The 24,155-nt window shown below is 74.2% G+C and carries 18 protein-coding genes; 4 read left to right on the top strand and 14 right to left on the bottom strand.

What is annotated here, in order from left to right; all coding sequences use genetic code 11:
* Positions 1 to 306 precede the first annotated feature (306 nt).
* Entirely contained in the window at positions 307 to 2,343 is a 2,037-nt protein-coding gene (locus EAO76_RS07765) for an NB-ARC domain-containing protein (protein ID WP_148834646.1), read from the top strand.
* Positions 2,344 to 2,517: 174 nt separating this feature from the next.
* Here EAO76_RS07765 and EAO76_RS07760 read toward each other — a convergent pair whose 3' ends face one another.
* The 4 genes from EAO76_RS07760 to EAO76_RS07745 form a co-directional block, all read right to left on the bottom strand.
* The gene (locus EAO76_RS07760) at positions 2,518 to 3,240 is read right to left on the bottom strand and encodes a TetR/AcrR family transcriptional regulator (RefSeq protein WP_148834644.1); all 723 of its coding nucleotides are present in this window, start codon (positions 3,238 to 3,240) and stop codon (positions 2,518 to 2,520) included.
* Positions 3,241 to 3,302: 62 nt separating this feature from the next.
* Positions 3,303 to 4,385 carry a PDR/VanB family oxidoreductase gene (locus EAO76_RS07755; RefSeq protein WP_148834642.1) on the bottom strand — a complete coding sequence of 361 codons (1,083 nt, stop codon included), beginning with the start codon at positions 4,383 to 4,385 and terminating at the stop codon, positions 3,303 to 3,305.
* A gap of 2 nt (positions 4,386 to 4,387) precedes the next feature.
* A complete protein-coding gene (locus tag EAO76_RS07750) occupies positions 4,388 to 5,293 on the bottom strand; it encodes a metal-dependent hydrolase (protein WP_148834640.1) in 906 nt (301 codons plus the stop codon).
* A gap of 125 nt (positions 5,294 to 5,418) precedes the next feature.
* Entirely contained in the window at positions 5,419 to 7,356 is a 1,938-nt protein-coding gene (locus EAO76_RS07745) for a hypothetical protein (protein WP_148835625.1), read from the bottom strand.
* 454 nt (positions 7,357 to 7,810) lie between these two features.
* Here EAO76_RS07745 and EAO76_RS07740 point away from each other — a divergent pair, with 454 nt between their 5' ends.
* Positions 7,811 to 8,539 (top strand): BTAD domain-containing putative transcriptional regulator, encoded by a 729-nt coding sequence (locus tag EAO76_RS07740; RefSeq protein ID WP_262375303.1) that lies wholly within the window; start codon positions 7,811 to 7,813, stop codon positions 8,537 to 8,539.
* Between the two features lie 120 nt (positions 8,540 to 8,659).
* Here EAO76_RS07740 and EAO76_RS07735 read toward each other — a convergent pair whose 3' ends face one another.
* From EAO76_RS07735 to EAO76_RS07700, 8 genes are all read right to left on the bottom strand, one after another.
* On the bottom strand, positions 8,660 to 9,775 hold the full coding sequence (locus EAO76_RS07735; protein ID WP_148834636.1) for a hypothetical protein: 1,116 nt from the start codon (positions 9,773 to 9,775) through the stop codon (positions 8,660 to 8,662).
* Between the two features lie 528 nt (positions 9,776 to 10,303).
* On the bottom strand, positions 10,304 to 13,432 hold the full coding sequence (locus EAO76_RS07730) for an alpha-N-acetylglucosaminidase TIM-barrel domain-containing protein (protein ID WP_262375302.1): 3,129 nt from the start codon (positions 13,430 to 13,432) through the stop codon (positions 10,304 to 10,306).
* Positions 13,433 to 13,605: 173 nt separating this feature from the next.
* Positions 13,606 to 14,253: a response regulator transcription factor gene (locus EAO76_RS07725; protein ID WP_148834632.1), complete on the bottom strand. Its 648-nt coding sequence runs from the start codon at positions 14,251 to 14,253 to the stop codon at positions 13,606 to 13,608.
* Complete coding sequence (locus EAO76_RS07720; RefSeq protein WP_148834630.1) at positions 14,238 to 15,506, bottom strand: sensor domain-containing protein; 1,269 nt, start codon at positions 15,504 to 15,506, stop codon at positions 14,238 to 14,240. Before EAO76_RS07720 ends, EAO76_RS07725 begins: the two co-directional genes overlap by 16 nt.
* 196 nt (positions 15,507 to 15,702) lie before the next feature.
* Entirely contained in the window at positions 15,703 to 16,323 is a 621-nt protein-coding gene (locus EAO76_RS07715; protein WP_148834628.1) for a winged helix-turn-helix domain-containing protein, read from the bottom strand.
* Between the two features lie 370 nt (positions 16,324 to 16,693).
* Entirely contained in the window at positions 16,694 to 17,728 is a 1,035-nt protein-coding gene (gene glnII / locus EAO76_RS07710; RefSeq protein ID WP_148834626.1) for a glutamine synthetase, read from the bottom strand.
* Positions 17,729 to 17,926: 198 nt separating this feature from the next.
* A complete protein-coding gene (locus tag EAO76_RS07705; protein ID WP_148834624.1) occupies positions 17,927 to 19,066 on the bottom strand; it encodes an ARPP-2 domain-containing protein in 1,140 nt (379 codons plus the stop codon).
* A gap of 16 nt (positions 19,067 to 19,082) precedes the next feature.
* Positions 19,083 to 20,612: a hypothetical protein gene (locus EAO76_RS07700; protein ID WP_148834623.1), complete on the bottom strand. Its 1,530-nt coding sequence runs from the start codon at positions 20,610 to 20,612 to the stop codon at positions 19,083 to 19,085.
* Positions 20,613 to 20,881: 269 nt separating this feature from the next.
* Between EAO76_RS07700 and EAO76_RS07695 the strand changes: the two genes are divergently transcribed.
* Entirely contained in the window at positions 20,882 to 21,793 is a 912-nt protein-coding gene (locus EAO76_RS07695; protein ID WP_148834621.1) for a Gfo/Idh/MocA family protein, read from the top strand.
* 138 nt (positions 21,794 to 21,931) lie between these two features.
* On the opposite strand, the gene EAO76_RS07690 is transcribed toward EAO76_RS07695, so the two are convergent.
* On the bottom strand, positions 21,932 to 22,903 hold the full coding sequence (locus EAO76_RS07690; RefSeq protein WP_262375301.1) for a hypothetical protein: 972 nt from the start codon (positions 22,901 to 22,903) through the stop codon (positions 21,932 to 21,934).
* Between the two features lie 73 nt (positions 22,904 to 22,976).
* Complete coding sequence (locus tag EAO76_RS07685; protein ID WP_148834619.1) at positions 22,977 to 23,438, bottom strand: MarR family transcriptional regulator; 462 nt, start codon at positions 23,436 to 23,438, stop codon at positions 22,977 to 22,979.
* An 86-nt stretch (positions 23,439 to 23,524) separates the two neighbouring features.
* Between EAO76_RS07685 and EAO76_RS07680 the strand changes: the two genes are divergently transcribed.
* On the top strand, positions 23,525 to 24,155 hold a 631-nt coding region (locus EAO76_RS07680), incomplete at its 3' end, for an alpha/beta fold hydrolase (RefSeq protein WP_148835623.1).

Below are 24,155 nucleotides of genomic sequence, written 5' to 3'. Positions count from 1 at the left end.
GGGCCGGCCGCCGCCTGCCGGGCCGCGCGGACCGCGAGCCTGGTCTTGCCGACGCCGCCGCTGCCGGTGAGCGTGGTCAGCCGGTGCGTGGCGAGGGTGTGTTCGAGCCTGGCAAGTTCCGCTTTCCGTCCGACAAAGCTCGTCGTCTCCTCGGGGATGTTGCTCGCCATGGTCACCGTCGCCAAAACAGGTGGACCGGCCGGTRCCGGCCCCTCTCCGGTACGGCACGGGCGTCCCCGCACGCCCGTGCCACACCGGAACCAGGGGCCGGAACCGGCCGGTCCACCTGTTTTGGCGACGGTGACCATGGCGAGCAACATCCCCGAGGAGACGACGAGCTTTGTCGGACGGAAAGCGGAACTTGCCAGGCTCGAACACACCCTCGCCACGCACCGGCTGACCACGCTCACCGGCAGCGGCGGCGTCGGCAAGACCAGGCTCGCGGTCCGCGCGGCCCGGCAGGCGGCGGCCGGCCCCGGACACCGCGACGGCGTGTGGTGGGCCGACCTCTCCCCGCTCCACGACGACGGGCTGCTCATCGCGACCGTCTCCGACGCGGTCGGACTCTCCGACCACACCCTGCGCATGCCCATCGACGCGCTGTGCGAATGGCTGGTCGACAAGGAGATGCTGCTGGTCCTCGACTCGTGCGAGCACCTGCGCCCCGCCTGCGCGCACCTGCTCGGCGAGATCCTCACCACCTCGCCCGGCCTCACCGTGCTGGCCACCAGCCGACAGCCGCTGGGCCTGCGGGGCGAGCGGACCGTCGAGGTGCAGCCGCTGCCCGTCACCGGCGACGCCCTGGCCCTGTTCCGGGACCGGGCGAACGCCGCGGCCCCCCACCTCGCCCTCGACACCCCGAACAACGCCGCCGCGGCCACCGAGATCTGCCGCCGCCTCGAAGGCATCCCGCTCGCCATCGAACTCGCGGCGGGCGCCCTCGGCAAGGACACCGTCGAGCAGGTCGCCGCCCGGATCGGCACCCGCTTCGACGTACCGGCCGACCCCTCGCTGAAACCGCCGCGCCACCGCACCCTGCGCACCGCCATCGGCTGGAGCCACGAACTGTGCACCCCGCTGGAACGGCTGCTCTGGGCCCGGCTGACCGTGCTGCGCGGCGACTTCGATGAGGCCGCGGCCCGCGAGGTCTGCGCCGATGGTCCGCTCACCCCGGACGGGGTGGGCGAGGCACTGGCCGGCCTGGTCGCCAAGTCCGTCGTCGTACGGGACGGCCCCCGCCACCGGATGCTCGACTCCATCCGCGAGTACGGCCGGATGTGGCTCGCCGAACTCGGCGAGGAACGCGCCGCCGCCGACCGGCACGCCGCCTGCTTCCTGGGCCTGGCCCGCGAGGCCCACGCGGGCTGGACCGGCGACGACCAGATCACCTGGTACCACCGCATCGCCGACGCGCACGCCGACCTGTGCGCCGCCCTGGACCACCTGCTCGCCCACGACGCCCCGGCAGCCCAGGAGATGGCGGGCCGCATCGGCTTCTTCTGGTGCTGCTGCGGCCACCTGCCGCAGACCCGCGAATACGCGCAGCGCGCCCTGGACGCCGGACCGTCCGAGGGCCCCCACCGCACCCGCGTCCTGTGGGTGCTGGGCATGACCGTCATGCTCCAGGGCGACTACCCGACCGCCCGCCGCCTGGGCCGGGAGTGCACCAGGGAGGCCGCCCGCGACGGCACCGACGAGGGCGTGCTCGCCGCCGCCTACCTGTGCGGCTTCATCGACCTGATGACCGGCCGGCCCGAGGCGAGCCTCCGCCAGATCGACCGGGTGCTGCGCGCCACCGGCTTCGCCACCCGGCTCGAAGCCGCCTACCGGCTGCGCTGCCACCTCATCACGGTCTTCGCCCTGACCAGCCTCGGCCGGCTGGACGAGGCGGCCCGGGCGGCCACCGACCTGCGCGCGGTCTGCGTGGCCCAGGACGAGTGCTGGACCCGCAGCTACGTCGACTACCAGCTCGCCCTGATCGCCCTGCTGCGCGGCGACGCCGAGACGTCCGCCGCCCACGCCCGCTCCATGCTCGCGGGCAAGCACCGCCTGCGCGACCGCTTCGGTATCGCGCTCGGACTGGACATCCTGGCCGCGGCGATCGCCGCCCAGGGCGCGGGTGCCCGCGCCGCCCGGGTCTACGGCACGGGACAGGTGTACTGGCACATGGTCGGCTACCCGCAGCGCGGCACCCCGGAACTGGCCCCGGTGCGCGAGGCGTGCGAGCGCCAGGCCCGCGCGGCCGTCGGCGACGCCGCCTACCAGCGCGCCTTCGAACGGGGCCGGTCGGACAACGCGGAGGTGGGACTGGCGGCGGCGCTCCAGGCCGAACTGCTCGGCTGAGCGCCCGCCCAGTGGTTCGCGGCCCGCCGGGCTCAGGAACCGCCCGGTCCGGAGACCTCCTGCTCCAGGGACCGCCCGGTCCGGAGACCGCCCGGTCCGGAGACCGCCCGGTCCGGAGACCGCCCGGTCCGGAGACCGCCCGGTCCGGAGACCTCCTGGTTCAGGAGCCGGTCGTCACGGGCAGCGCTGCGCGGGAACGGCCGGCACGGCGGGGGCCAGGGCGGAGAGCCGCTGCAGCAGCTCCCCGAACGGCCCGTCCGCCGGCTCCTGCCCGAGCACCCGCAGCACGACGCCCGCCGTCTCCGCGTCGTACGCGGCGCTCACCGCGGCCAGCGCCACGAAGTCGTGCACCAGCTGGACCTCCAGCTCCCGGCGCGGAATCCGCCGCCCGTCCAGCCAGATCAGCGCCGTCGACTCGGCCAGCGACACCCACGACCGCACGACCAACTCCAGCCGAGCCGAGGGCTCCTCGACCCCGAGGTGGGCCAGGATCTGCTCGCACGCGGCCTGCCGCACCCCGTCGATCATCGCGTTCGCCGTCGAGGAACCCACCGCGGGCCCGCCCCGCATCAGCGCCGAGAACCCCGGGCCGTGCTCGTCGACGAAGTCGAAGAACCGCCCCATCACCCGCAACAGCCGCTCCCCGAGCGGGCCTTCGCGCGGCTCCACGAACCGCGCCGCCAACTCGTCGGCCGCCCGCCGCAGTGCCGCCTCGTACAGGCTCTGCTTCCCCGGGAAGTAGTGGTAGACCAGCGGCCGCGAGATGCCCGCGGCGGCCGCGATCTCGTCGATCGACACCTCGTCGGGGGCGCGGTGACTGAACAACTCCAGCGCGACACCGATCAGCTGCTGCCTGCGCTCCTCGACGCCCATCCTGCGCCGCACCCCGGTCGTCATGATGGACAGGGTACCGAGTGGGACGGCGGGGGAGGGGCGGCGGGCCACGGCCACGGCCCCTCCTACAGGTCCAGCACGATCCGTTCGCCCCGGCACCGCGACACGCAGATCAGCATCGTGTCCTCCCGCTCCGAGTCCGTCAGGAGCTCGTCGCGGTGGTCGATCTCGCCCTCCAGGACACGCTGTTGGCACGTCCCGCAGAAGCCCTGCTCGCAGGAGTACGAGACGTACGGCACCTCCTCGCGCACCGCCGCCAGCACCGACTGGTCCGCCGCCACCCGCACCGTGCGGCCGGAGCGGCGCAGTTCGACCTCGAAGGGGCCGGAGCCGGCCGACGAGGGGGTCGCCGCCGTGAAGCGCTCCAGGTGCAGGGTCCGGCCGGGCGGGAGGGCGGCGGCGACCGCGTCCATCAGCGGCTCGGGGCCGCAGCAGTAGACCGCAGTGCCCTGCGCCGTGTCCGCCAGGGCCGCGGCGGTGTCCGGGCGGCCCGCCTCGTCCTCGGGCACGACCGTCACCCGGCCGCCCTCCGCGCCCAGCTTCTCGACCTCGTCCAGGAACGGCATCGAGGCGCGCGACCGGCCGCCGTACAGCAGCCGCCAGTCGGCGCCCGCGGCGGACAGGGCCCGCAGCATCGGCAGGACCGGGGTGATGCCGATGCCGCCCACGACGAAGAGGTACGCGGGGGCCCCGACGAGGGGGAAGCGGTTGCGGGGGGCGTGGATCTCCACCTCCACGCCCTCGTGCAACAGCTCGTGGACCTCGCGGGAGCCGCCCCGGCCGTCCTCGACCAACCGCGTCGCGACGGTGTACGTGTCGGGCTCGGCCGGGTCCCCGCACAGCGAGTACTGGCGGACCAGGCCGGAGGGCAGCACGAGGTCGAGGTGCGCGCCGGGCTGCCAGGCGGGCAGCGAGGAACCCTCCAGGCGCAGTTGGACGACGCCCTCGGCGGGTGTGGTCCGCTCGGTGACCAGCACCCGGCGGGCAGCCGCGGAACGCCGCTCGGAGCGGCCCGAGATCGGCTCCTCCAGAGCGGGCAGGGGCCACAGCGGGGAGTCCTGGATACGGCGGCGCAGGGCCCGCTTCGCCAGCAGCGCGGCGCCGGTGACCAGGACGACGGTGCGCAGGCGGGGCAGGGGGAGCGGCATGGTCAGCTGGTTCCCGTCGTACGGGCCTCGGCGGCCGTGGCCGCGGGCGACTGGGCGAGGTAGTCGATGGCCTGGGCCGTGCTGCCCTCCTGCGAGGGGTGGTAGCCGCGGCTCAGATAACGGGGGACGGAACGCAGCAGATCACCGGTGGCGGGCAGGGTGCCGCGCCTGCCGCCGAGGTAGAACTCCTTGAACGACCCCTTGCCGTCCAGCAGCGTCGGGTCGTTCTCCATGAAGAAGCGGATGCCGCGCTGCCAGAGGAAGACCAGCGCGCTGAACGCCGCCGCCCAGGTGCGGGCCCGCCGCCGGTAGCCGCCGTCGACGTGCATGAACACCTCGAACGCGACCGAGCGGTGCTCGACCTCCTCCGCGCCGTGCCAGCGCAGCAGGTCCAGCATCATCGGGTCGGCGCCGCGCCGGTCCAACTCGTCGGCGTTCAGCACCCAGTCGCCGAGGAAGGCGGTGTAGTGCTCGATCGCCGAGATCAGGGCCACCCGCTCCATCAGCCACCACGTGCGGGGCTTCCCCGGCGGCAGCGTCCGGTCGCCGAGCAGCTTCTCGAAGAACCAGTCGACCTGCGCGGTGTACGGCGTCGGATCGAGCCCGAGCTCCTTCAGCCGGGGCAGGACGTCGTCGTGCGCCTGGGAGTGCACGGCCTCCTGGCCGATGAACCCGATCACGTCCTGACGCAGCCGCTCGTCGTGGATGTACGGCAGCACCTGTCGGTACACGTGGATGAACCAGCGTTCCCCGGCGGGGAGCAGGAGGTGGAGCACGTTGATGGTGTGCGTGGTGAAGGGATCACCGGGCACCCAGTGCAGCGGTGTCTTCTCCCAGGCGAAGGAGACCTTGCGGGCCTTGAGCGGCGTCCGCTCCGAAGCGACCGGCTCCGGCTGCGTGTTAGACATGGTGTCAATGTACTGAGGGGTAAGCCGGGAGAACAGGGGTGTGCGGCGTTTTCCTGGCACCGCCCCGGCCGGTGCCCGGCGTGCGGACCGGCCAATTCCCGGGGTTTCGCCGGACCGGGGCGCCGTCACAGGGCCCCCACCCGGCTGCCGTCGGCCAGCGTCCCGGTCAGCCGGGCCCGGTCACCGGCCCCGGCGGGCACGGCGAGCAGCCGGCCCCGGGACCGCCCCGTCACCCCGCCCGACGTGGCCAGCGAGGTGAACTGCCCGCTGCCCGCGGCCAGTACGTACCAGTGACCGGCCTGCGACTTCCACAACACCCCGGCCAGCACCCGGGGATCGCGCGCCCCGCAGGCCGGTGAGTCCTCGGCCCTGGCCGCGACCGCCCCCGGTGGCCCGCCCGTCGCGACGGACGGCGCCGACGGGGCCTGGAACTGGGCGAGCACCCGGCTGCCGGTGCCCCGCCAGGTCTCCGCCCTGGTGCAGAGCCAGCGCGCGGAACCGTCGCCCTCGGGCAGCGGCTGCTCGGCGTACTGCCAGGAGTTCACCGACCGCACCCCGTGCGAGCGCAGCGCGGGCAGCAGACAGGCGGTCCGCGCCCAGGCGTCCCGCTCGGCCCGCCCGGAGACGTCGTGCGGCGCGGTCGGCGGGCCCGAGGTCAGCCGGGCGGGGACCAGTTCACCGAGGTCCGTCAGCAGCCGGGCCGCGGAACCGTCCCGGATCTCGACGGCGCTCCAGGCGCGGCAGGCGCGAGTGGTCGCCGGACCGGCCGGCGCGGTGACCGTGCCGTCGGCGGTGCGGGGCAGCGGGCGCGGCGCGCCGCCCGGCGCCAGCAGGTCCCGCGCCCGGACCCCGGACGCCCAGGGGGCGACGAGGTAGCGGACGCGGTCGCCCGCGCGCTCCACGACCACGGCACCGGCCGCGGCGGCGTCCGCGCCGTCCACCCGGGCGAAGTCGAGCACGACGTCCCCGTCCGGGCCGCCGCGACGGGGCTCCGCGTACCGCACGATGCGCAGCCCGTCGTGGAGGAGCACCACCGCCGCCCGGTCCGCCCCGCCCGCGTACAGCAGTTGCGGCGGACCCGCCGGAGGCCCGACGGGGGTGCCCGGGGTCGCCGACGTGCGCACCCCGGCGCCGGGCCGGGCCCACGCGGCGAGCGCGCGACGCAGCAGGGCGGTGTCCCCGGCACGGTCGCCGCGGGTGGGCCAGGAGGTGAAGTCGGTGCGCGACGAGCGCTGCCAGAACGTCCCGGACACCCGCCGCAGCCCGGCGGGGTCCAGCAACTGCCCGGCGTCGCCGGGGAAGTGCTCCGGCCCGGCCGTGACGGCACGGCCCCAGCCCCCGTCCGCCGGCCCCAGCAGCGCCCCGCACACCAGCAGCGCGGCGACGGCCGTCAGGACCGCCCGCGCGCGCCGCCGGCGGCGCAGCAGGTCCGGCGGCCTGGCCTGGAGCGAACAGGGGTCGAACTCCGGGGAGTCGAGGAGCGCGCCCGGCCCGGGCACGCCGTCCGCCTCCGCGAGCGCCGCGTGCGGGTCGGCCACCCCGGCACCGGCGAGCACCCGCCGCACCTCCGCGTCGGCCAGCCGTTCCAGGCCGCGCAGGGCGAGGGCGGCGCGGCCGGGGCCGGAGAGCGAGGTCAGGGCGCTCTCCAGGGCGAGCCCGTCGGCCCCGCCCGAGTGCGGGAACAGTCGCAGCCCCCACACGGTCGGCAGGAGCGGGGGCAGCCGGACGCCGACGGACCGGCGCCGCGACCGGCCCGCCTCCAGGGCCGCGCGCAGCACCCGCCTGCGGGCGTCCGCGTAGGCCGGGTCCACCGCCGCCGCCTCACCGGGCCTGCGCGGCGGCGGGACATCGCCCGGGGTCCCGTGTCCCGCCGCGTGCCCGGCCAGCAGGCACCGCTGGGCCAGGGCGTGCGCCCTCAGCACCCGGCGGTGACTGCCCGGCGACGGCGGCAGGACGAGATAGCCGAGCCGGACCAGCCGCGGATAGTGCTCGACGAGCGCGGCCCCGGCCTGCTCCCCGTCGGCCGGGGCGGCTGCGGAAGGTACTTCTGGCAGTGGACGCACGTTCAACAGAACGAGCGAATCGTGCGATGGTCACCACGGCCCGCCCGCGGATGGCTCAACGAGCCGCCGTTCCACCGCAGTTGCCACCCGTCGGCCCCGGTCGTGCCGCGCGGCCCGCTCCGGCCGCCCGCCGCGTCCGCGCGGACCGCGTGCCCCGGGCCGTCGCCGCCCCCGGCACGGTGGCCATGGCCACCGCCCATCGGTCCGACCGGTGCACCGTACCCGCGGAAGTCAAGCCGGAAAGCGCCGGTTACCGGCCTGGATCAGAACAATTCGACATCTCCCGGCGGGTAGAGCAGCATGGCTTTGCGGGAGGTGTACAGATCGCTGGCTCCCAGCAATGGCGGCGCGGCCAGTAGATGGGCGCCGGTTAGACCGACCCCTACGCGATCACAAAGCCATGAGCTCATATGATCTCGCTTTCTTTTTGCCGCCCACCAGGTCCGAGCCGTCCGTGAGCATCTCTCTTCTCGGCGGTTTCGACATCGTGGTCGGCGATGAGCCGGTGACCGTCCCGGTCGGCTCGAAGCGGCTGTTGGCATTTATCGTGCTACAATACCGCGCCGCCGTTCCCCGGGCCCTGGTCGCGGGGAGCCTCTGGCCCGAGGCGTCCGATCAGGGCGCGAACACGAACCTGCGGTCGGCGCTGTCCCGCCTCCAGGGCCTCGGGAAGCAGGCACTGAACATCTGCCCCGCCGAGTTGCGCCTCGCGCGGGAGGTCACGGTCGACCTGTTCCGGGCCCGGTCGTTGGCCCAGCAAATACTCGATCCCAATGTCCCGGCCGAGGACCTCGACCTCGACGTGGCGGCCATCGACCAGCTGTCCGCCGATCTGCTGCCCGGCTGGTACGACGAGTGGGTGCTGCCGGAGGCGGAGCAGTGGCGACAGCTCCGGCTCCACGCGCTGGAGGCCCTGACGGGGACCTTCATCGGCCTGAAGGAATTCGCCTGGGCCGTGACGGCCGCCCACGCGGCCGTGCAGGCGGACCCGTTGCGGGAGAGCAGCCAGGCTTCGCTGATCCGCGCCCACCTGGCGGAGGACAACCGGTCCGAGGCGCTGTGCGACTTCGAACGCTACGAGCAGCACCTCCGCGACGAGCTGGGACTCCGTCCCACACCGCGACTGTGCCGGCTGGTGTCCGAACTGCAGCGGTCGCGCCCCGGTAAGTGCCGGGGCAAGTAGCGGACCCCGTAGTCGCCGGATAGCCGCCGGAGTCGGTGAACCCGCCACTGTCCAGTGGCGGGTTCGTGCTACCGATTTCGGTCGGTCGGTGGGTTCGGTGCGGTCAGCACGCGACAGAAGTCACGTCTGTGCGCCCTGTTGCAGGACGTCACCGAAGCCGCCGGTCTGTGCGCCCTGTTGCAGGACGTCACCGAAGCCGCCGGTCTGTGCGCCCTGCTGGAGGACGTTGCCGGTGCCCTGGCCGGTCTGTGCGCCCTGCTGGAGGACGTTGCCGGTGCCCTGGCCGGTCTGTGCGCCCTGCTGGAGGACGTTGCCGGTGCCCTGGCCGGTCTGTGCGCCCTGTTGCAGGACGTTGCCGGTGCCCTGGCCGGTCTGTGCGCCCTGCTGGAGGACGTTGCCGGTGCCCTGGCCGGTCTGGGCGCCCTGTTGCAGGACGTTGCCGGTGCCCTGGCCGGTCTGTGCGCCCTGTTGCAGGACGTTGCCGGTGCCTCGCCCGGTCTGGGCGCCCTGCTGGAGGACGTTGCCGGTGCCGCCGGTCTGTGCGCCCTGTTGCAGGACGTTGCCGGTGCCTCGCCCGGTCTGCGCGCCTTGCTGGAGGACGTTGCCGGTGCCCTGGCCTGTCTGGGCACCTTGCTGGAGGACGTTGCCGGTGCCTCGTCCGGTCTGGGCGCCCTGCTGGAGGACGTTGCCGGTGCCGCCGGTCTGTGCGCCCTGTTGCAGGACGTTGCCGGTGCCTCGCCCGGTCTGCGCGCCCTGCTGCAGCACGTTGCCGGTGCCCTGGCCTGTCTGGGCACCTTGCTGGAGGACGTTGCCGGTGCCTCGTCCGGTCTGGGCACCCTGTTGCAGGACGTTGCCGGTGCCGCCGGTCTGTGCGCCCTGTTGCAGGACGTTGCCGGTGCCCTGGCCTGTCTGGGCACCTTGCTGGAGGACGTTGCCGGTGCCCTGGCCTGTCTGGGCACCTTGCTGGAGGACGTTGCCGGTGCCTCGTCCGGTCTGGGCGCCCTGTTGCAGGACGTTGCCGGTGCCCTGGCCTGTCTGGGCACCTTGCTGGAGGACGTTGCCGGTGCCTCGCCCGGTCTGCGCGCCCTGCTGCAGCACGTTGCCGGTGCCGCCGGTCTGCGCGCCCTGCTGGACGATGTTGCCGGTGGCGGTGTCGATGCAGGTCGGGGGGAGGGACTGGGTGCAGAGGATCTGGGACGGGGCCTGGGCCTGGGGCGCTGCTGTGGCGCTTGCCACGCCAACCCCGCCGGCGAGCGCCGCGACCAAGCTCGACACGCCGATCAGGCGGGGAATTCCTTGCCGAATGCTTCTCATCATGGTGGATTCCTTGCGTGTGAAAGCGGGTTTGAGCTTGCCTGCACCAGCCATCGTCGGGTGCCGGGCGTCACCGTGGCGTGACGTCGGCGTGACTGGCCCCGGCCGACGGCAACCGGCGGAGGCTCTCCGCGGGCGGCTGCCCGCGCTCCGGCCGCGGCCACGGGTTTTTCCGCGGACGGCGACGCTTCCCCGGACCCGAACCGCTGCCGGCCGTCGGCCGAACCGGCTGCGGCCACCACGTGATGGCCCGGTACGCGCAGCTGAGGGCAGGAGCCCGGCCGAGGGGCGCGCTCGGCCGGTTGCGTACCGTGACAAGACTCGGGAAGGGACGCGCGCAGCCGCCGCGCCGCGCCGCCGGGTGCACCCGGACAGCACGCGCGTTCAGTGGAACGGGCGAATCGCGCGGGACACCCGGTCCGCCCGCGGGCGGTGCGACGGGCCGCCGCCTCAGCCCAGGTGCCACCCGCTGAACTCGACCGTGCCGCGCAGCCCGCTCCCGCCGTTCGTCGCGGTCATGAAGATCCCCACGTCCTGCGCCGCAGCCGTCCCCGGCACGGCGACCGTCGCCACCGCCCGCCAGGTCGCCCCGCCGTCGGTGGAGCAGGAACCCGTGCACCCGCCCCCGGTCCGGGTCAGCCGGAGCAGCACCGGGGCCTTGATCCCGGTGATCCGCCGGTAGGCGTCCAGGGTGCCGTCGCCGTTCGTGTCGTACGAGAGCACCACGCCGTTCGACGGTGTCACCGCCAGGTTCAGGAACCCGGTGGAGCCCGGCGTCGCGAGGCCGTTGCGCACCACGATGCCCGCCCGCGCCCAGCCCCCGGTGTTCTCCTGCGCGTCGACCCGCACGGTCACCTCCGCCCCCTCGGACCAGGCCCCCTCCCGGTACGCCGTGCCGAACTGGCTGGTGCCCTTCCACAGGTCCTGGCCCGCCCCGTTGATCGCGAGCCGTCCGTCCAACTGCCCGAAGACCGCCGCGTTCGCCGTGTACGTGCGCCAGCCCGGCTCCAGCGGCGCCGCCATGTACACCGCGCCGCGCCGCAGATCGGTCACCCGCTCCTCGCCGCGCGGCCCGTACACGGTGCTCAGCCCGTACGGCATCGGCCGCAGCGGAGCGGTCAGCGGCTCGGACGGGGCGGTGACCCGCCAGTGCACCGAACCGGATCCGCCGGCCGCGACCTCGTCGAGGGAGGTGCCGCCCGTCGCGGTGGCGTCGAGGCCGGTGAGCTCGAAGTCGACCCGGCCGGTGGACCGCAGGCCGTTCAGATTGCGGAAGGCGGCCGTCACCGTGCCGGTGCTGCCCGGGGTGAACGCCACCGGATCGGCCGAGACCGTGACGGCGCCCTGGTACGGGGCGGTGGACAGGGTCTCGAAGACCCGTCGCGCCGTGCGGTGGGCATCGCCCGTCGCCCGTACCGGATGGACGTCGGTCCGGCGGGTCCACTCCTCCTCGCCCGGGTACCAGTCGAACGGCTTCGCGGCCCGGCCCTCCACGAGCGCGTCGGTCAGCTCGTCCAAGTAGGCCCGCCACTGCGGGAGATGGACCTCGCCCATCAGCCCGTGCCAGTCGCGGTTGGCGTAGTTGCTGAGCTGGTCGGCGGCCGTCCGGTCCGCCCAGGTGGTGATCAGGGTGCGCGCCGTCCACTCCAGCCGGACCGCCTCCGCCGGGCCCGTCGCCAGCCGCTTGGCGTCCTCCAGCCACGGACCCAGCAGGAAGGCCCGGTGGCAGCCCGCCACCGCGTCGGCCAGCCGCATCAGCTTCAGCCAGAGCGCGGCGAGGGTACGGAACCGGGCGACGTCCTTGTCGGTGTGGGCGGCCCGCAGCTGCGGCAACAGGGTCCGGGAGCGGTCGGCGAGCACCTGCCGGGCCAGGTCGGTGAGGTCGTGGCGGTAGGTGTCCGAGTCGCGCAGGGCCGGGCGCACGTCGAGGAGCGCCGCGAACGCCCGGTCGAAACCGGCCGGGTCGAAGGCGGTGTTCACCGAGGCGGTGATGTTCGGGCGCCGCGAGAAGAGCGAGTCGACGGGACGGCCGTCGGTGCTCGTCAGCCGGTACGCCGTGGCGGCCAGTGCGGCGAAGGCCGCCTCCGCCGCACTGTCGCGGCCGCCGTAGCGGAACTTCGGGTACGCCCGGAACCACGCCTCCCGGTCCACCTTCTCGGACCGCCAGGCCAGCTCGCCGAAGAGTTCGAGGGCCGCCGGGTCGCGCTCGGTCGCCTCCGGCATGTACGCCGTGCCGACCAGGGCGCTGCCCGGTTTGTCGCGCCAGGCCGTGAACTTCTCCGTCCAGCGGTCGGTGTTGGCCCCGATCGTCGTACGGCCGCCGAAGTTCGGGATGGTGCCGAAGGCGTACGGGGCCCCGCCCCAGTCCTTCTCCCGGTCGGTGACGGTGTCCAGGTCGGAGAGGCCGTCGACGATCAGGAGCCGCTCGGTGTCGATCGCCTCCAGCAGCGCGGGCCGGGGATTGGCCTGCCAGCCGAGGATCACCCAGGTCGCGCCGGGGTGCGCGGTGCGCAGAGCGGACTCGACGGCACGGGCGGCGTCCGGCACCGGGACGTCACCGGCGTCGCCGCCCTCGTGCAGCAGGTCCATCTTGAAATGCGCCGCGGGACCGAACAGCTCCTCCTGGTGCCGGTAGAAGGCGGCGGCCACCTCGGCGAAGACGGGGGTGCGAGGGTCGAGCCAGTCGGGGCGGCGCAACCCGTTCCAGGTGCCCTGCGGGACGACCCGGGCCCCCGGATTGCGGTCCACGAAGCCGTCCGGGACCGTGCCGAAGTAGCCGGGGAACACCGGGGCCATGCCCAGTTCCCGCATCCGGTCGGCGATGCTCCGCCCCAGGGCGGCCCGCCGGTCGATCAGCCCGGTGCCGAGCGGGCCGCCGTATCCGCTCATGTTCTGGAGCAGCCACCACGGCTGGTGGGAGGGGGCGGGCAGCCAGGCACGGGCCTCGGCGTCGTCGTAGCCGAAGTCCTGGAGCAGCCGGTGGTAGACGGCCTCCTGGCCGGCGGTCACCAGGACCTCGTTGCAGCCGTGCAGGGCCAGGACGTCGAGCATCCGCTCCCAGCGCGGCCAGTCGGCGTACGGGGCGGTGTAGCCGTCGTGGGTGTCGTTGAGCGCGAAGCGGTGCGGCACGGTCGCGGAGCGCTCCACGGGGGTGCGGGGCGCGGGCAGCCGGCGGGGCAGCACGGTACGGCTGCCGGCCCACGAGACGACGGCGTCGCAGGTGTACTTGAGGTACCAGTGCGCCCCCGTCAGCGCGGCGGCCGGGGTGGTCGCGGCGATCTCGATCCGCCCGGTGGAGCCGGTGACCCGGAAGCGGTCGGGGGCCTGCGCGCCCTCGCCCCGGGGAAGGGCGCGCAGGCGGAACTGGTCCGCGTGGTCCGGCAGCAGGCGCCGGAGCGCGTCGTGCGCGGGGTCGAGGTCCCGGGCGGGGGCGGACGGCGCGGCGGCGGCGGACGCGGGGGCGGTGCCGACCGCGGCAGCGGCTCCGGCCGCCCCGGCGGCTCCCAGCAGCGCACGTCTCGTGAGCCGGGCGGAGCCGACGGGGCGGGAGGAGCTGAAGGGCAGGGAAGGTTCCGTCACGGTCCGCACTCCTCGGTGTTGTTCATGGTGGTGCATGCGACAACAGGCGTGTGCGGTGCGCACGTTAATGACGGGTGCGGGCGCGGGCAATGGGGCGGGCGGCGGTTCGTCCCGATCCAGCCGTTCGGCCCCCACGACGCGTCGGCGGGGCCCTCACGGGCGTCCGGTCCGGTTCAGCCCCGGTCCAGGTAGGCGAGCACCGCGAGGACCCGGCGGTTGTCGTCGTCGGACGGCGGCAGGGCGAGCTTCCCGAAGATGTTCGAGGTGTGCTTGGCCACCGCCCGCTCCGTGATCACCAGTTGCGCGGCGATCGCCATGTTCGAACGGCCCTGGGCCATCAGCTCCATGACCTCCAGCTCGCGCGGGGTGAGCCCGCCCATCGGCTTGTCCTGCGACCGCCGCGAGAGCAGCTGCGAGATCACCTGCGGATCCATCGCGGTGCCGCCGGCCGCGACCCTGCGCACCGCGTCGACGAACTGGTCGGCGTCGAAGACCCGGTCCTTGAGCAGGTAGCCGATGCCCCCGTTGCCGTCCGCCAGGAGTTCGCGCGCGTACAACTGCTCCACGTGCTGCGACAGCACGAGCACCGGCAGCCCCGGCCTGGCCCGCCGCGCCGCCAGCGCGCACTGCAGGCCCTCGTCCGTGTGGGACGGCGGGAGCCGGACGTCGACTATCGCGACGTCCGGCTCCGACTCGGCGAGCGCCCTGGTCAGTTCGGGACCGGACTCGACCGCTGCCGCGATCTCGAAGCCGTACGCCTCCAGCATCCGGACCAGGCCGTCGCGCAGCAGGAAGAGATCTTCGGCTAGGACAACTCGCAAGGGATCTCCATGGTCACCATGGTGGGGCCGCCGGCGGGGCTGCTGACGGCCAGGACGCCGTCGAATGTACCGAGTCGGCGTTCGATTCCGCTCAGGCCCGACCCCGCCCCGACCCTCGCCCCGCCCCTGCCGTTGTCGGTGACGGACATCCGCAGCACGGAGTCCGTGTGCCAGATGTCCACCCGGACCCGGTCCGCCCCCGAGTGCTTGGCGGCGTTCGTCAGCGTCTCGCTCACCGCGAAGTACGCCGCCGACTCGACCGCGGCGTCCGCCCGGCCGGTCAGCTCCACCTCGACCTCGGACGCGAAGGGCAGCCGCAGCGCCAGCGCCCGCACCGCGTCCCCGAGTCCGCGCTCGGCGAGGACCGGCGGGTGGATGCCCCGCACCAGGTCGCGCAGCTCCGCGAGGGCCTCGGCGGAGGACTCGCGGGCCGCGGCCAGGAGCTTCCTCGCCTGCGCCGGGTCCTTCTCGATGAGCGCCTCCACGGTGCCCAGGTTCATGCCCATGGCGACCAGTCGGGCCTGCGCGCCGTCGTGCAGGTCGCGTTCGATGCGGCGCAGTTCGGAGGCGGCGGTGTCCACCGCCTCGTGCCGGGTCTCGGTCAACCGGTCGATGCGCCGGGCCAGCTCCTGCTCCCGGACGGGGGCCAGCATCGCCCGGGTGATCACGAAGTGCAGCCGCAGCAGCGGCTCGGAGAACCGCAGGCCGACCGCGAGCAGCACCACCCCGAGCGCGGCGGCGGCCAGCCCGGTCGCCTGGCTGTCGACCGGCACGAACGCGTACCAGTACCGGTCGTCGGTGAAGACCCGCCACAGGCCCGCCGCCAGGACGAAGCCCTCCAGCGGGTAGACGAACAGCCCGACCGCCAGGGCCAGCACCACGTAACCGGCCGTCATGTCGACCAGCAGCCAACGGATGTCGCGCCAGGTCGCCGGGTCCTTCAGCATCAGCGTGGTCCGCTCCACCCGCCCGGTGAACCCGGTGCGCAGGTCCTCGGGGAAGGGGCGGTACGGGACCGGGATGCGGATGTCGAACCAGGTGACCGCGAGCAGCCGGCGCCGGTTGGCGTGCTTGCGCACCAGCTCCAGCGTGTACGGGGTGGTCATCAGGCCGATGCCCAGCGGGACGAAGACGATGGAGAGCACGGTCCACACGAAGAGGGTGATCGAGCCGACCAGGCACGCGAACGACAGCACGAACCCCCGCCCGACGGCCGACAGCGCACCGCGCACCCGCCCTTTTGCCGTACCCATCGTGGTCCGCCCCCCTTCGTGGGGCCCTCGTGCCGGACCCCGTCGCGCAGACAGTCTCACCCGACGGGCGGTCCGGGCGTCAGCCGGTCCGACACCCGGTCGGGGTGTATCCAGCACCACCCCCCGGCCGGGCGCGCGGAGCGGCCCCGGTCCGGCGGGTGCCGGACCGGGGCCGCGTCATGCGTTCTCGGTGCCGTCAGGGGATGTACTTGTAGCCGACGCGCCGCACGGTCTGGATCGAACGGCGGTGCTCGGCGCCCAGCTTGCGCCGCAGCCGGGCGATGTGGACGTCCACGGTGCGCCCGTCGCCCACGTGCCCGTAACCCCAGACCGTGGTCACCAACTGGTCGCGGGTGTGCACCCGGTGGGGGTGCGCGACCAGATGGGCGAGCAGCTCGAACTCCAGGTAGGTGAGGTCGAGCGTGGTCCCGTCCACCGCCGCGGTGCGCCGCACGGGGTCGATGCGCACCGGACCCGCGGCCGGGTCCTCCACCGGGGTCGGCACCACGTACTGGGCGGCTTCGGCGAGCGGGCTTCCGGGGGCGGGCCGCTGATCGGCGGGTACGAGCACCAGGTAGCCGATCATCGGCGGCCGGCCGGGCAGCGCCGGAACGGTGTGCTGGGGCGCGGGCAGCCAGGTGGCGCCCGGCGGAAGGAGATCGGCCATGCCGGCGGGCCGGGCGACCTCGTCGGGGTCGACGGCGCGCAGTCGGTGGCGCTGGGGCGGGAAGGGACGGGCGGAGGGGGTGGCCGCAGCGGGTGCCACGGGCGCCGCGGTGGCGGCGGCAGCGGCGGAGAAGGTACGGGTGTTCGCCATGAGGGTCAGCTCTTTCGCGCGAAGGAGTCGTCGGTGGACGGACTTGCTTGCGCGCGGACCGAAGGCCGGGGTGAGCGGCTTTAGAGGGCCTGCGCGTTCAACGCGCGGCAACACACCCGGTCGAAGTCGTGGTGCTGACGGGAAGGCCAGAACGGTTCGAGGTCGCTGCGACCTGTCGAGATGTACTGGATGCCGACCATGGCCCCATTGAACCAGACAACCGGTCGGCGCAGCAGGTCCCTCTCACCCGTCGATACGCCCCGCCGTGTCGGCTTCCTCACGCCGGTCCCGGCCGGGGCGCGGGCGGGCACGCGGAGGGGGCGTCCCTCCGGCCGGACGGACGCCCCCTCGCCACGACGGCGCTGCGGGATCAGACCTGGTCGGCCTTCTCCAGCGCGGAGCAGCAGGTGTCGACGATCAGCCGCGTGACGACGTACGGGTCGACGTTGGCGTTCGGCCGGCGGTCCTCGATGTAGCCCTTGCGGTCCTGCTCGACCTGCCACGGGATGCGGACCGAGGCGCCGCGGTCGGAGACGCCGTAGCTGTACTCGTTCCACGGGGCGGTCTCGTGCAGGCCGGTCAGCCGGTCGTCGATGCCCGCGCCGTAGTTCTTGACGTGGTCCATCGGCTTCGAGCCCTCGCCCAGCGACTCGCACGCGGTGATGATCGCGTCGTAGCCCTCGCGCATCGCCCTGGTGGAGAAGTTGGTGTGTGCGCCCGCGCCGTTCCAGTCGCCCTTGACCGGCTTCGGGTCGAGGGTCGCGGAGACGTCGAACTCCTCGGCGGTGCGGTACAGCAGCCAACGGGCGACCCACAGCTGGTCGGAGACCTCCAGCGGGGACAGCGGACCGACCTGGAACTCCCACTGGCCGGGCATGACCTCGGCGTTGATGCCGGAGATGCCGAGACCCGCCTTCAGGCAGTTGTCGAGGTGCTTCTCGACGATCTCGCGGCCGAAGATCTCGTCGGCGCCGACACCGCAGTAGTAGCCGCCCTGCGCGGCCGGGAAGCCGCCCTCGGGGAAGCCGAGCGGCCGGTGGCCGTCGAAGAAGGTGTACTCCTGCTCGATGCCGAAGACCGGCTCCTGACCGGCGAACCGCTCGGCCACCGGGCGCAGCGCGGCACGGGTGTTGGAGGCGTGCGGCGTCATGTCGATGTCGAAGACCTCGCACAGCACGAGGATGTCGTCACCGCCGCGGATCGGGTCCGGACAGACGAAGACCGGCTTCAGCACCCGGTCGGAGGCGTGGCCCTCGGCCTGGCTGGTGCTCGAACCGTCGAAGCCCCAGATCGGCAGCCGGTCCACGTCCTGCGAGGGACTCCCGGTCATGATCTTCGTCTTGGAGCGGAGCTTGGCGGTCGGCTCGGTGCCGTCGATCCAGATGTACTCGGCCTTGAACGTCACGGAAGCCATCCTTTGCGGGTGCTGCGGTCCTGCGGTCCGGTCTGTCCAGCGCAGCTTCGCAAGGCGCGATTTCCCGTCCGTTGCCCGGATGTGAACCCCGTGTTACCGAGGTTTCCCGCGCCGCGCACGTCCCGCGCGCGGACGCCGTCGCCTCCGGAACACCCCCGCGTGCGGACGCCGCCGCCTCCGGAACCCGGCCTACGGGCGGACCTTGAGCAGCGACTCGAAGCCGGCCGCGCGGATGCGGCGCCGCACCTCCGCCTCGGTGGTGTTCAGCGCCGCGGCCGCCCCCGCGAGACACCAGTCCGCGTCGGCGAGCCGGTGCAGCAGGTGCCCCCGCCGGATCTGGGCCTCGGACAGCCGGAACGTCTTCAGATACGCGACCCGCCCCTTGTGGTCGGTGATCGTCTCGCCGATGTGCTGCCCCTCCCCGCCCGGCCGGAACGGGGGCAGGAACCGCCACAGCGTGAACGAACCCATCCGGTACACCTGGTCGAAGGAGTACGAGCTGTCCAGCAGCTCGCGCGCGAACAGGGTGTCGTGCGCCCGCTCCCACTCCAGCTCCTGGCGCCGCGCCGCCGACCGCAGCTCGGCGAGCGTCCGCAGCCGCGCGCCGTCGGAGATCCGCGCCGCGAACTCCGCCACCGGCCCGCCGTACATCGCGTACTGGTGGATCAGCTCGCCGTACAGGTCCTGGAGCAGCGAGGGGTGCAGCAGCCGGTAGTCGTCCGGGTGCGGCACCACGAACGCGGCGGCGAGCACGTCGGCCGTGTACACCATCACGCCGCACTGGCCGGGATGGATCTCGAAGGCCCGCAGCGCGTCGTCGAGCCCCTGCACCGTCCACCCCAGGTACGCGTCCTCGGCGCGCGGCGAGAGGCCGTCGCGCAGCGCCTGCCGCGACCACTCCTCCCAGGCGGTCGAGGGCCCGCCGAAGTGCAGGGCGAGATACCCCTCCAGCGCGAGGTGCAGCGGCAGGAAACGCAGCCGGTCGCCGGGCTGTCGCTTGGCCATGCGGTGGTGGCGGTGGCGCTGGAGCCGGGCGGTCCGGGGCGGCCGGTCCCCGGCCGGGGAGCCCGCCGGGGCGCCGAGCTGCGTGCCGTACGCGGCGCTCTGCTCGCCCTCGCCGGACCAGTCGGCGACGAAGCCGTGCGGAATGACCGAGACGTAGTGCTCGCGCGGGCCGAGGTCCACGACGCCGGGCACGGCGTCCAGGTAGAGCTCCTCGTGCAGCCGGAGCCCCTCGACCGGCTGCTCGCGCACCAGCGGCACCAGCCGGACGCCGCCCCACACCTGGGCGGGGCGGGTGGTGAGCCCGGCCAGTTCGAGCCTGTTCACGATGCGGCTCCCATCCTCACGATGCGGCTCCCGTCCTGTCCCCGGTCGTCCTGTCCTCGGCCGTTCCGTTCCCGGCCACGAAGCGCGCGACCTGCCGGTCCAGGTAGGCGTACAGGGCCGCGGGTTCCGTGCGGCCCTCGGCGAACTGCGCGATCTCCACCAGCGTCGGCAGGTCCTCCGCGTCCCGGATGCCCGCCGTCGGCACGCTCGGCGCGAGGCGCCGCACATCGAAACCGTCCGCGTCGTATACGGGGTTCACATGCACCACCTCGGTGCGCCGGTCCGGGTCGAGTCGGGTCCGCCACACCCTGAGCACCTCGCCGGCCAGTCCGGGCGGGGCGTTGTCCCAGCCGTCCGAGACGATGAGCAGCCGGTCGGGGCCGAGCTCCAGGGCGTCCAGCACCCGGGTGCCGAGCGGGGTCGCCCCCCAGGGCCCGACCAGCAGCGGATCGGTGCGGCCCGAGGTCCACAGCGGGTTGTACCCGCCCGGCGCGGCCAGTACCTCCAGCAGGTGGTGGCAGGCCAGCGCCACGGCGAGCGGACGGCGCCGCTTCTCGCCCGAACCGTACGAGGAGTAGCTGTCGTCCAGCACGGCCGCGACCCGGCCCCAGCTCCCGGCGTGCGGACCCGCCGCGCGCCGTGCCGCCGCGCGCAGCGCACGGGTCAGCTCCGCGCGGTGCAGCCGGCGCTCGTCGAGGTCGAGCGACAGGACGTACAGGGCGAGCCGGGTCAGCGGCATCGCGGTCAGGTCCACGTCCGCGGGCAGTCGGCCGGTCGGGGCGGTGCGCTGCCGCTGGGTCCGCAGCCGCTCCAGCCGGGTCATCCGCGGCGCCGCCCGCTCCAGGAACGCCTCGCGCTTCATCCCGTGCCGGGCGGCGAAGCCCTCGGCGACGGTGAACGGCAGCTCCTCGACGGCCCGCTGCTCGTAGTGGGCGCGCCGCCAGGCGTCGAGCAGCTGGTGCCGGTAGTGGGTGTGCGATCCGGGCCGGAACAGGAAGTCCCCGACCTCGGCGGCCGCCTCCGGCCCCCCGGCTCCCTCCGGCTCCCCGGCCCCGTCGAGCCGGAGGTGGGCGTGGCGGGCCGCGGCCTTCAGACCGGAGCGGTACTTCACCGCGTCGTGCGCCAGGTCGGGCCGCGCGGCCAGCCAGTCGCGCATGATCGCGCGGGTGCGCCGGTTGTTCACCCCGGCCGCGCGCAGTGCCCGGAACAGCCGGTACACGCGCTGCGGCGGCAGCTTCGCCAGCCGGGCGGCGATCAGCCGGCCCTCGGTGCGCTTCTCCCCGGGCGTCGCGTCCCCGGCGTGCTCCAGCAGCCCCTGGACGATGCGCGCCGCGTTGTGGTCGTTGATGTCGAGGGCGAGCGCGCAGGCGTACACCCGGCGGTAGTTGACCCGTACGTACTCGTGGAGGAAGTCCAGCGAGAGCTGCTGCTGGTACGCGGTCGAGCGGAACTCGCGCTGGCCGGTGGCGGTGATCGCCGCGTTGACGAAGAGCAGCACGTCCTCGGCGGCGACGAGCCCGGCGTCGGTTCCGGTGCTGGTGGACATGGTTCCCCCGTGGTGTCGCGCACCGCCCGGTACGGGGGCGATGGGATGCCGGCCGGGGAATGGGGGCGCGAACAGCGAAATTATTGCTTCAGAGGCAAGTCCCGGAAGTCGCGCCGGAGTCCCGCGGCCGGCCCCGCAAACGTAGCCATGAACCTCACCCTCCGCCAAACGGATAAGGACGGCGACGGCCGGGGCGCCGCCCGGCACGGGGCGGGGCCGTCCGGCGGCTCAATACGGGGCGGGCCCGGCCGACCCGGCAGACTTGCCCCATGACGACACTTCCCCCGACCCCCCTGCGCATCGGCCTCGTCGGTACGGGTCCCTGGGCCCGGAACACCCAGGCCCCCGCCCTCGCCGCCCACCCCGGCGTCGCGCTCAGCGGTGTGTGGGGCCGCGACGCCGGGGCCGCGGACGCGCTGGCCGCCGCGCACGGCACCACGGCGCACACCGGCGACGCGGGCATCGACGAGCTCTTCGCCGCCAGTGACGCCGTCGCGTTCGCCGTGCCGCCGGACGTCCAGGCCCCGCTCGCCGCCCGCGCCGCGGCCACCGGACGCCACCTGCTGCTGGACAAGCCGGTCGCGACCACCGTCGCGGGGGCCGGCGAGGTCGTCCGTGCCGTCGAGCAGACGGGGGTCGCGTCCGTCGTCTTCTGCACCTTGAGGTTCGCGGCCGACACCTCCGCCTGGATCGGCGAACAGGCCGCCCTGGACGGCTGGTTCACCGCCCGCGCCGAGTGGATCGGGGCACTGTTCGCACCGGGCTCGACCAGTGAGTACGCCGCCTCGCCCTGGCGCCGCGAGAAGGGCGGCCTGTGGGATGTCGGCCCGCACGTTCTGTCGGTGCTGATCCCGGTGCTGGGGGACGTGACCCGGCTGACCGCGGCACGCGGCCCGTCCGACACCGTCCATCTGATCCTCCGCCACACCTCCGGCGCTTCCAGCACGGTGACGCTCGCCCTGGGCGCCCCGACGGCCGCGGTGGGCACCGGCATCGAGCTCCGGGGCGAGCAGGGAGTCGTCACGCTGCCGCGCTGGGGCGACGCGGTCGGTTCCTTCCGGGCGGCGGTGGACGCGCTGATCGAGTCGGTGCGCACGGGGGAGCCGAACCCGTGCGACGTACGGTTCGGCCTGCGCCTCACGGAACTGCTGGCCGAGGCGGAGAAGCAGGTGGGGGAGTAGGGCGGCGGGGCCGGGCGTACGTCGAGGCCCGGCCCCTTTGACGGGGCCCGTGCCCCCGGCCCTTCCGGCGGGTACCCCCTCGTCCCCGGCCCTTCCGGCGGGGCCCGTGTTCCCGGCCCGGTGCCCTCGCCCCGGCCGCTACATCAGCATCGGGCGGAGCTCCAGCCATGCCGCGACCTCGGCCCGCAGCGTCGGCTCCCGCACGCCCCTGCGCAGTTGGGCACCGGCGGCCAGGGCCAGGGCCTTGGCCCGCCGGGACCGGTTGACCGCCACGAGGTTCTCCCGGGTGTACGCGGTGGTGTGCCTGGTCGCCACCTCGGCCCGGGACACCGGCATGGCGTCGAGACACGCCCGGACGGTCTCGTCCGGCGGCAGCAGCGCCCGGCCGGCGACCTCCAGCGCCGCCTCCGCCCGGTCCAGGACCCCGGCCGTACGGCACTTCCCGACCAGCCAGAGCGCCAGCCCCGCCCACGGACTCCCCACCCGGTCCGGCCCTTCCGGGGTCCGCCGGAGGCAGGAGTCCAGCAGGAACCACCACCAGCGGGCGCACTCCTCCGCCGCCCCGGGCCCGCGGCGCGCGGCCCACCGCTCCCGCCCGTCGGGGTCCAGTCCCACCAGGTGCTCCACCCAGCTCCGCCCGGCCTCCCGCGACCAGGCGGGCGCCGCGTACCGGGGGCCGGTCCCGAACCACGCCGGCGTCGAGATCTTGAGGACGGCCCCGGTGCCCTCGTCGACGAGCAGACCGACCCGGCTGTCCTCCCGGACGAAACGACGGCACCCGAGCCCGTCGGGCGCCACCTCGGTGGCGGGGAAGCCCGCCCGTCGCAGCTCCCGGTCCAAGTCGTCCATCAGCAGAGGCACTTCGAGTCGATGCGCCTGCACCATGGCGTAGAGGCCGTCCCAGGGGTCCTCGGACGAGAGCCGTTGCCAGGCGAACTCGGCGAGGTCGTAACCGCGCAGCCGCTGCCCCCGGTCGACGCTCTCCACGAAGTCGTCGCCGAGCAGCGCCGTGACCTCGTCGGGCGTGGAGGTGGCGTCGGCGCCGCCCACCGTTCCGGTGATGACGAAGTCGCTGAAGAAGGCCATGGGGAAGGGGCCGGGCCGGGACATGGGGGTGGGATCTCCGTTTCGTCGGGCGAGCCGGTTCGCGTGGTCGGTGGGGTGGGGCGGCGGCCGGGCCGGTTCAGGTGGCCGGCGGGGGAGTGGTGGCGACCGCCCGGTGCGCGGCTTCCAGGAAGCGCCGGACGGCGGCCGTCCCGTTGTCGTCGAGGTCGCGCAGCACCGCCGTGGTGTCCTCGATCAGGGGCCCGAAGAACGCCCGCCCCAGCTCCCTCGCGCGCGGCGTCACGCTCAGCAGCACCCGTCGCCGGTCGCGCGCGTCGCGGACCCGGGTGAGGTGCCCCAGCCGCTCCAGACGGTCGATGAGCGAGGTGGTGCCCGCGGAGTTGAGCCCGAGCTGCGGGCCGAGCCACCCGGCGGTGGCCGCCGTACCGGCCCGTTCCGCGTCCAGCAGACAGATCAGCGCGCGCACGTCGGTGCTGTGCATCCCGTGCAGGCTCGCGAACTCGGCCTGGCGCAGCCCGAATTCGACGGTCACCCTGCGCAGCAGATGGACGAGCTCCAGCTCGGGCCCCTCGTCGCTCATCACGCCGTCCCCTCTCCCGGTCACCCGTTCCAATTATCTCGCTGAGCGAGATAATATCGGTCGGCAGTCGATCCGGGAGGCACCCCATGACCGTCAGCACGTCCTTCCTCGCGGCCTACGACGAGGTCCTGGCGACCAGATGGCCCGCCGGCACGACGCACACGGAGCTCCCCACCCCGTACGGCACCACCCGGGTCAACAGCCACGGCCCCGAGGAAGCCCCGCCCCTGGTGCTGCTGGCCGGCGGCGGCGCCACCTCCACCGTCTGGTACGCCCAGGCCGCCCACCTGGGCCGGACCCACCGCGTGCACGCCGTCGACCTCGTCGGCGACCCCGGCCGCAGCGTCGCGGGGGAGCGCCCGGTCCGTACCGTACGGGACCTGACGACCTGGCTCGACGCCGTGCTGGACGGGCTGGGCGCCGACCGCGCCGCGCTGTGCGGGCACTCGTACGGTGCCTGGATCGCCCTCCACCACGCCCTGCACGCGCCCCACCGCGTCCGGAAGCTGATCCTCCTCGACCCCACCCAGTGCTTCGCCGGTTTCCGCCCCGGCTATCTGTTGCGCGCGCTGCCGATGCTGCTCCGCCCCGACGCGAGGCGGACGCGCGCCTTCCTGGAGTGGGAGACGGGCGGCGCCGCGCTGGACCCGGCCTGGCTGCGGCTGCGCCACGCCGCGGCGGACTTCCCCTCGGCCCGCCCCGACCGGCCGACTGCCC

The organism is Streptomyces sp. sk2.1, assembly GCF_008120935.1.
Lineage (GTDB): Bacteria > Actinomycetota > Actinomycetes > Streptomycetales > Streptomycetaceae > Streptomyces.
This window is presented reverse-complemented; position numbering and strand designations above follow the sequence as displayed.

Coding starts and splice junctions, on each gene's coding strand:
- EAO76_RS07720 (WP_148834630.1), bottom strand. CDS start 15,506: ATGGGTACGGCAAAAGGGCGGGTGCGCGGTGCGCTGTCGGCCGTCGGG.
- EAO76_RS07690 (WP_262375301.1), bottom strand. CDS start 22,903: ATGTCCCGGCCCGGCCCCTTCCCCATGGCCTTCTTCAGCGACTTCGTC.
- EAO76_RS07715 (WP_148834628.1), bottom strand. CDS start 16,323: ATGGCGAACACCCGTACCTTCTCCGCCGCTGCCGCCGCCACCGCGGCG.
- EAO76_RS07760 (WP_148834644.1), bottom strand. CDS start 3,240: ATGACGACCGGGGTGCGGCGCAGGATGGGCGTCGAGGAGCGCAGGCAG.
- EAO76_RS07765 (WP_148834646.1), top strand. CDS start 307: ATGGCGAGCAACATCCCCGAGGAGACGACGAGCTTTGTCGGACGGAAA.
- EAO76_RS07695 (WP_148834621.1), top strand. CDS start 20,882: ATGACGACACTTCCCCCGACCCCCCTGCGCATCGGCCTCGTCGGTACG.
- EAO76_RS07755 (WP_148834642.1), bottom strand. CDS start 4,385: ATGCCGCTCCCCCTGCCCCGCCTGCGCACCGTCGTCCTGGTCACCGGC.
- EAO76_RS07750 (WP_148834640.1), bottom strand. CDS start 5,293: ATGTCTAACACGCAGCCGGAGCCGGTCGCTTCGGAGCGGACGCCGCTC.
- EAO76_RS07685 (WP_148834619.1), bottom strand. CDS start 23,438: ATGAGCGACGAGGGGCCCGAGCTGGAGCTCGTCCATCTGCTGCGCAGG.
- EAO76_RS07700 (WP_148834623.1), bottom strand. CDS start 20,612: ATGTCCACCAGCACCGGAACCGACGCCGGGCTCGTCGCCGCCGAGGAC.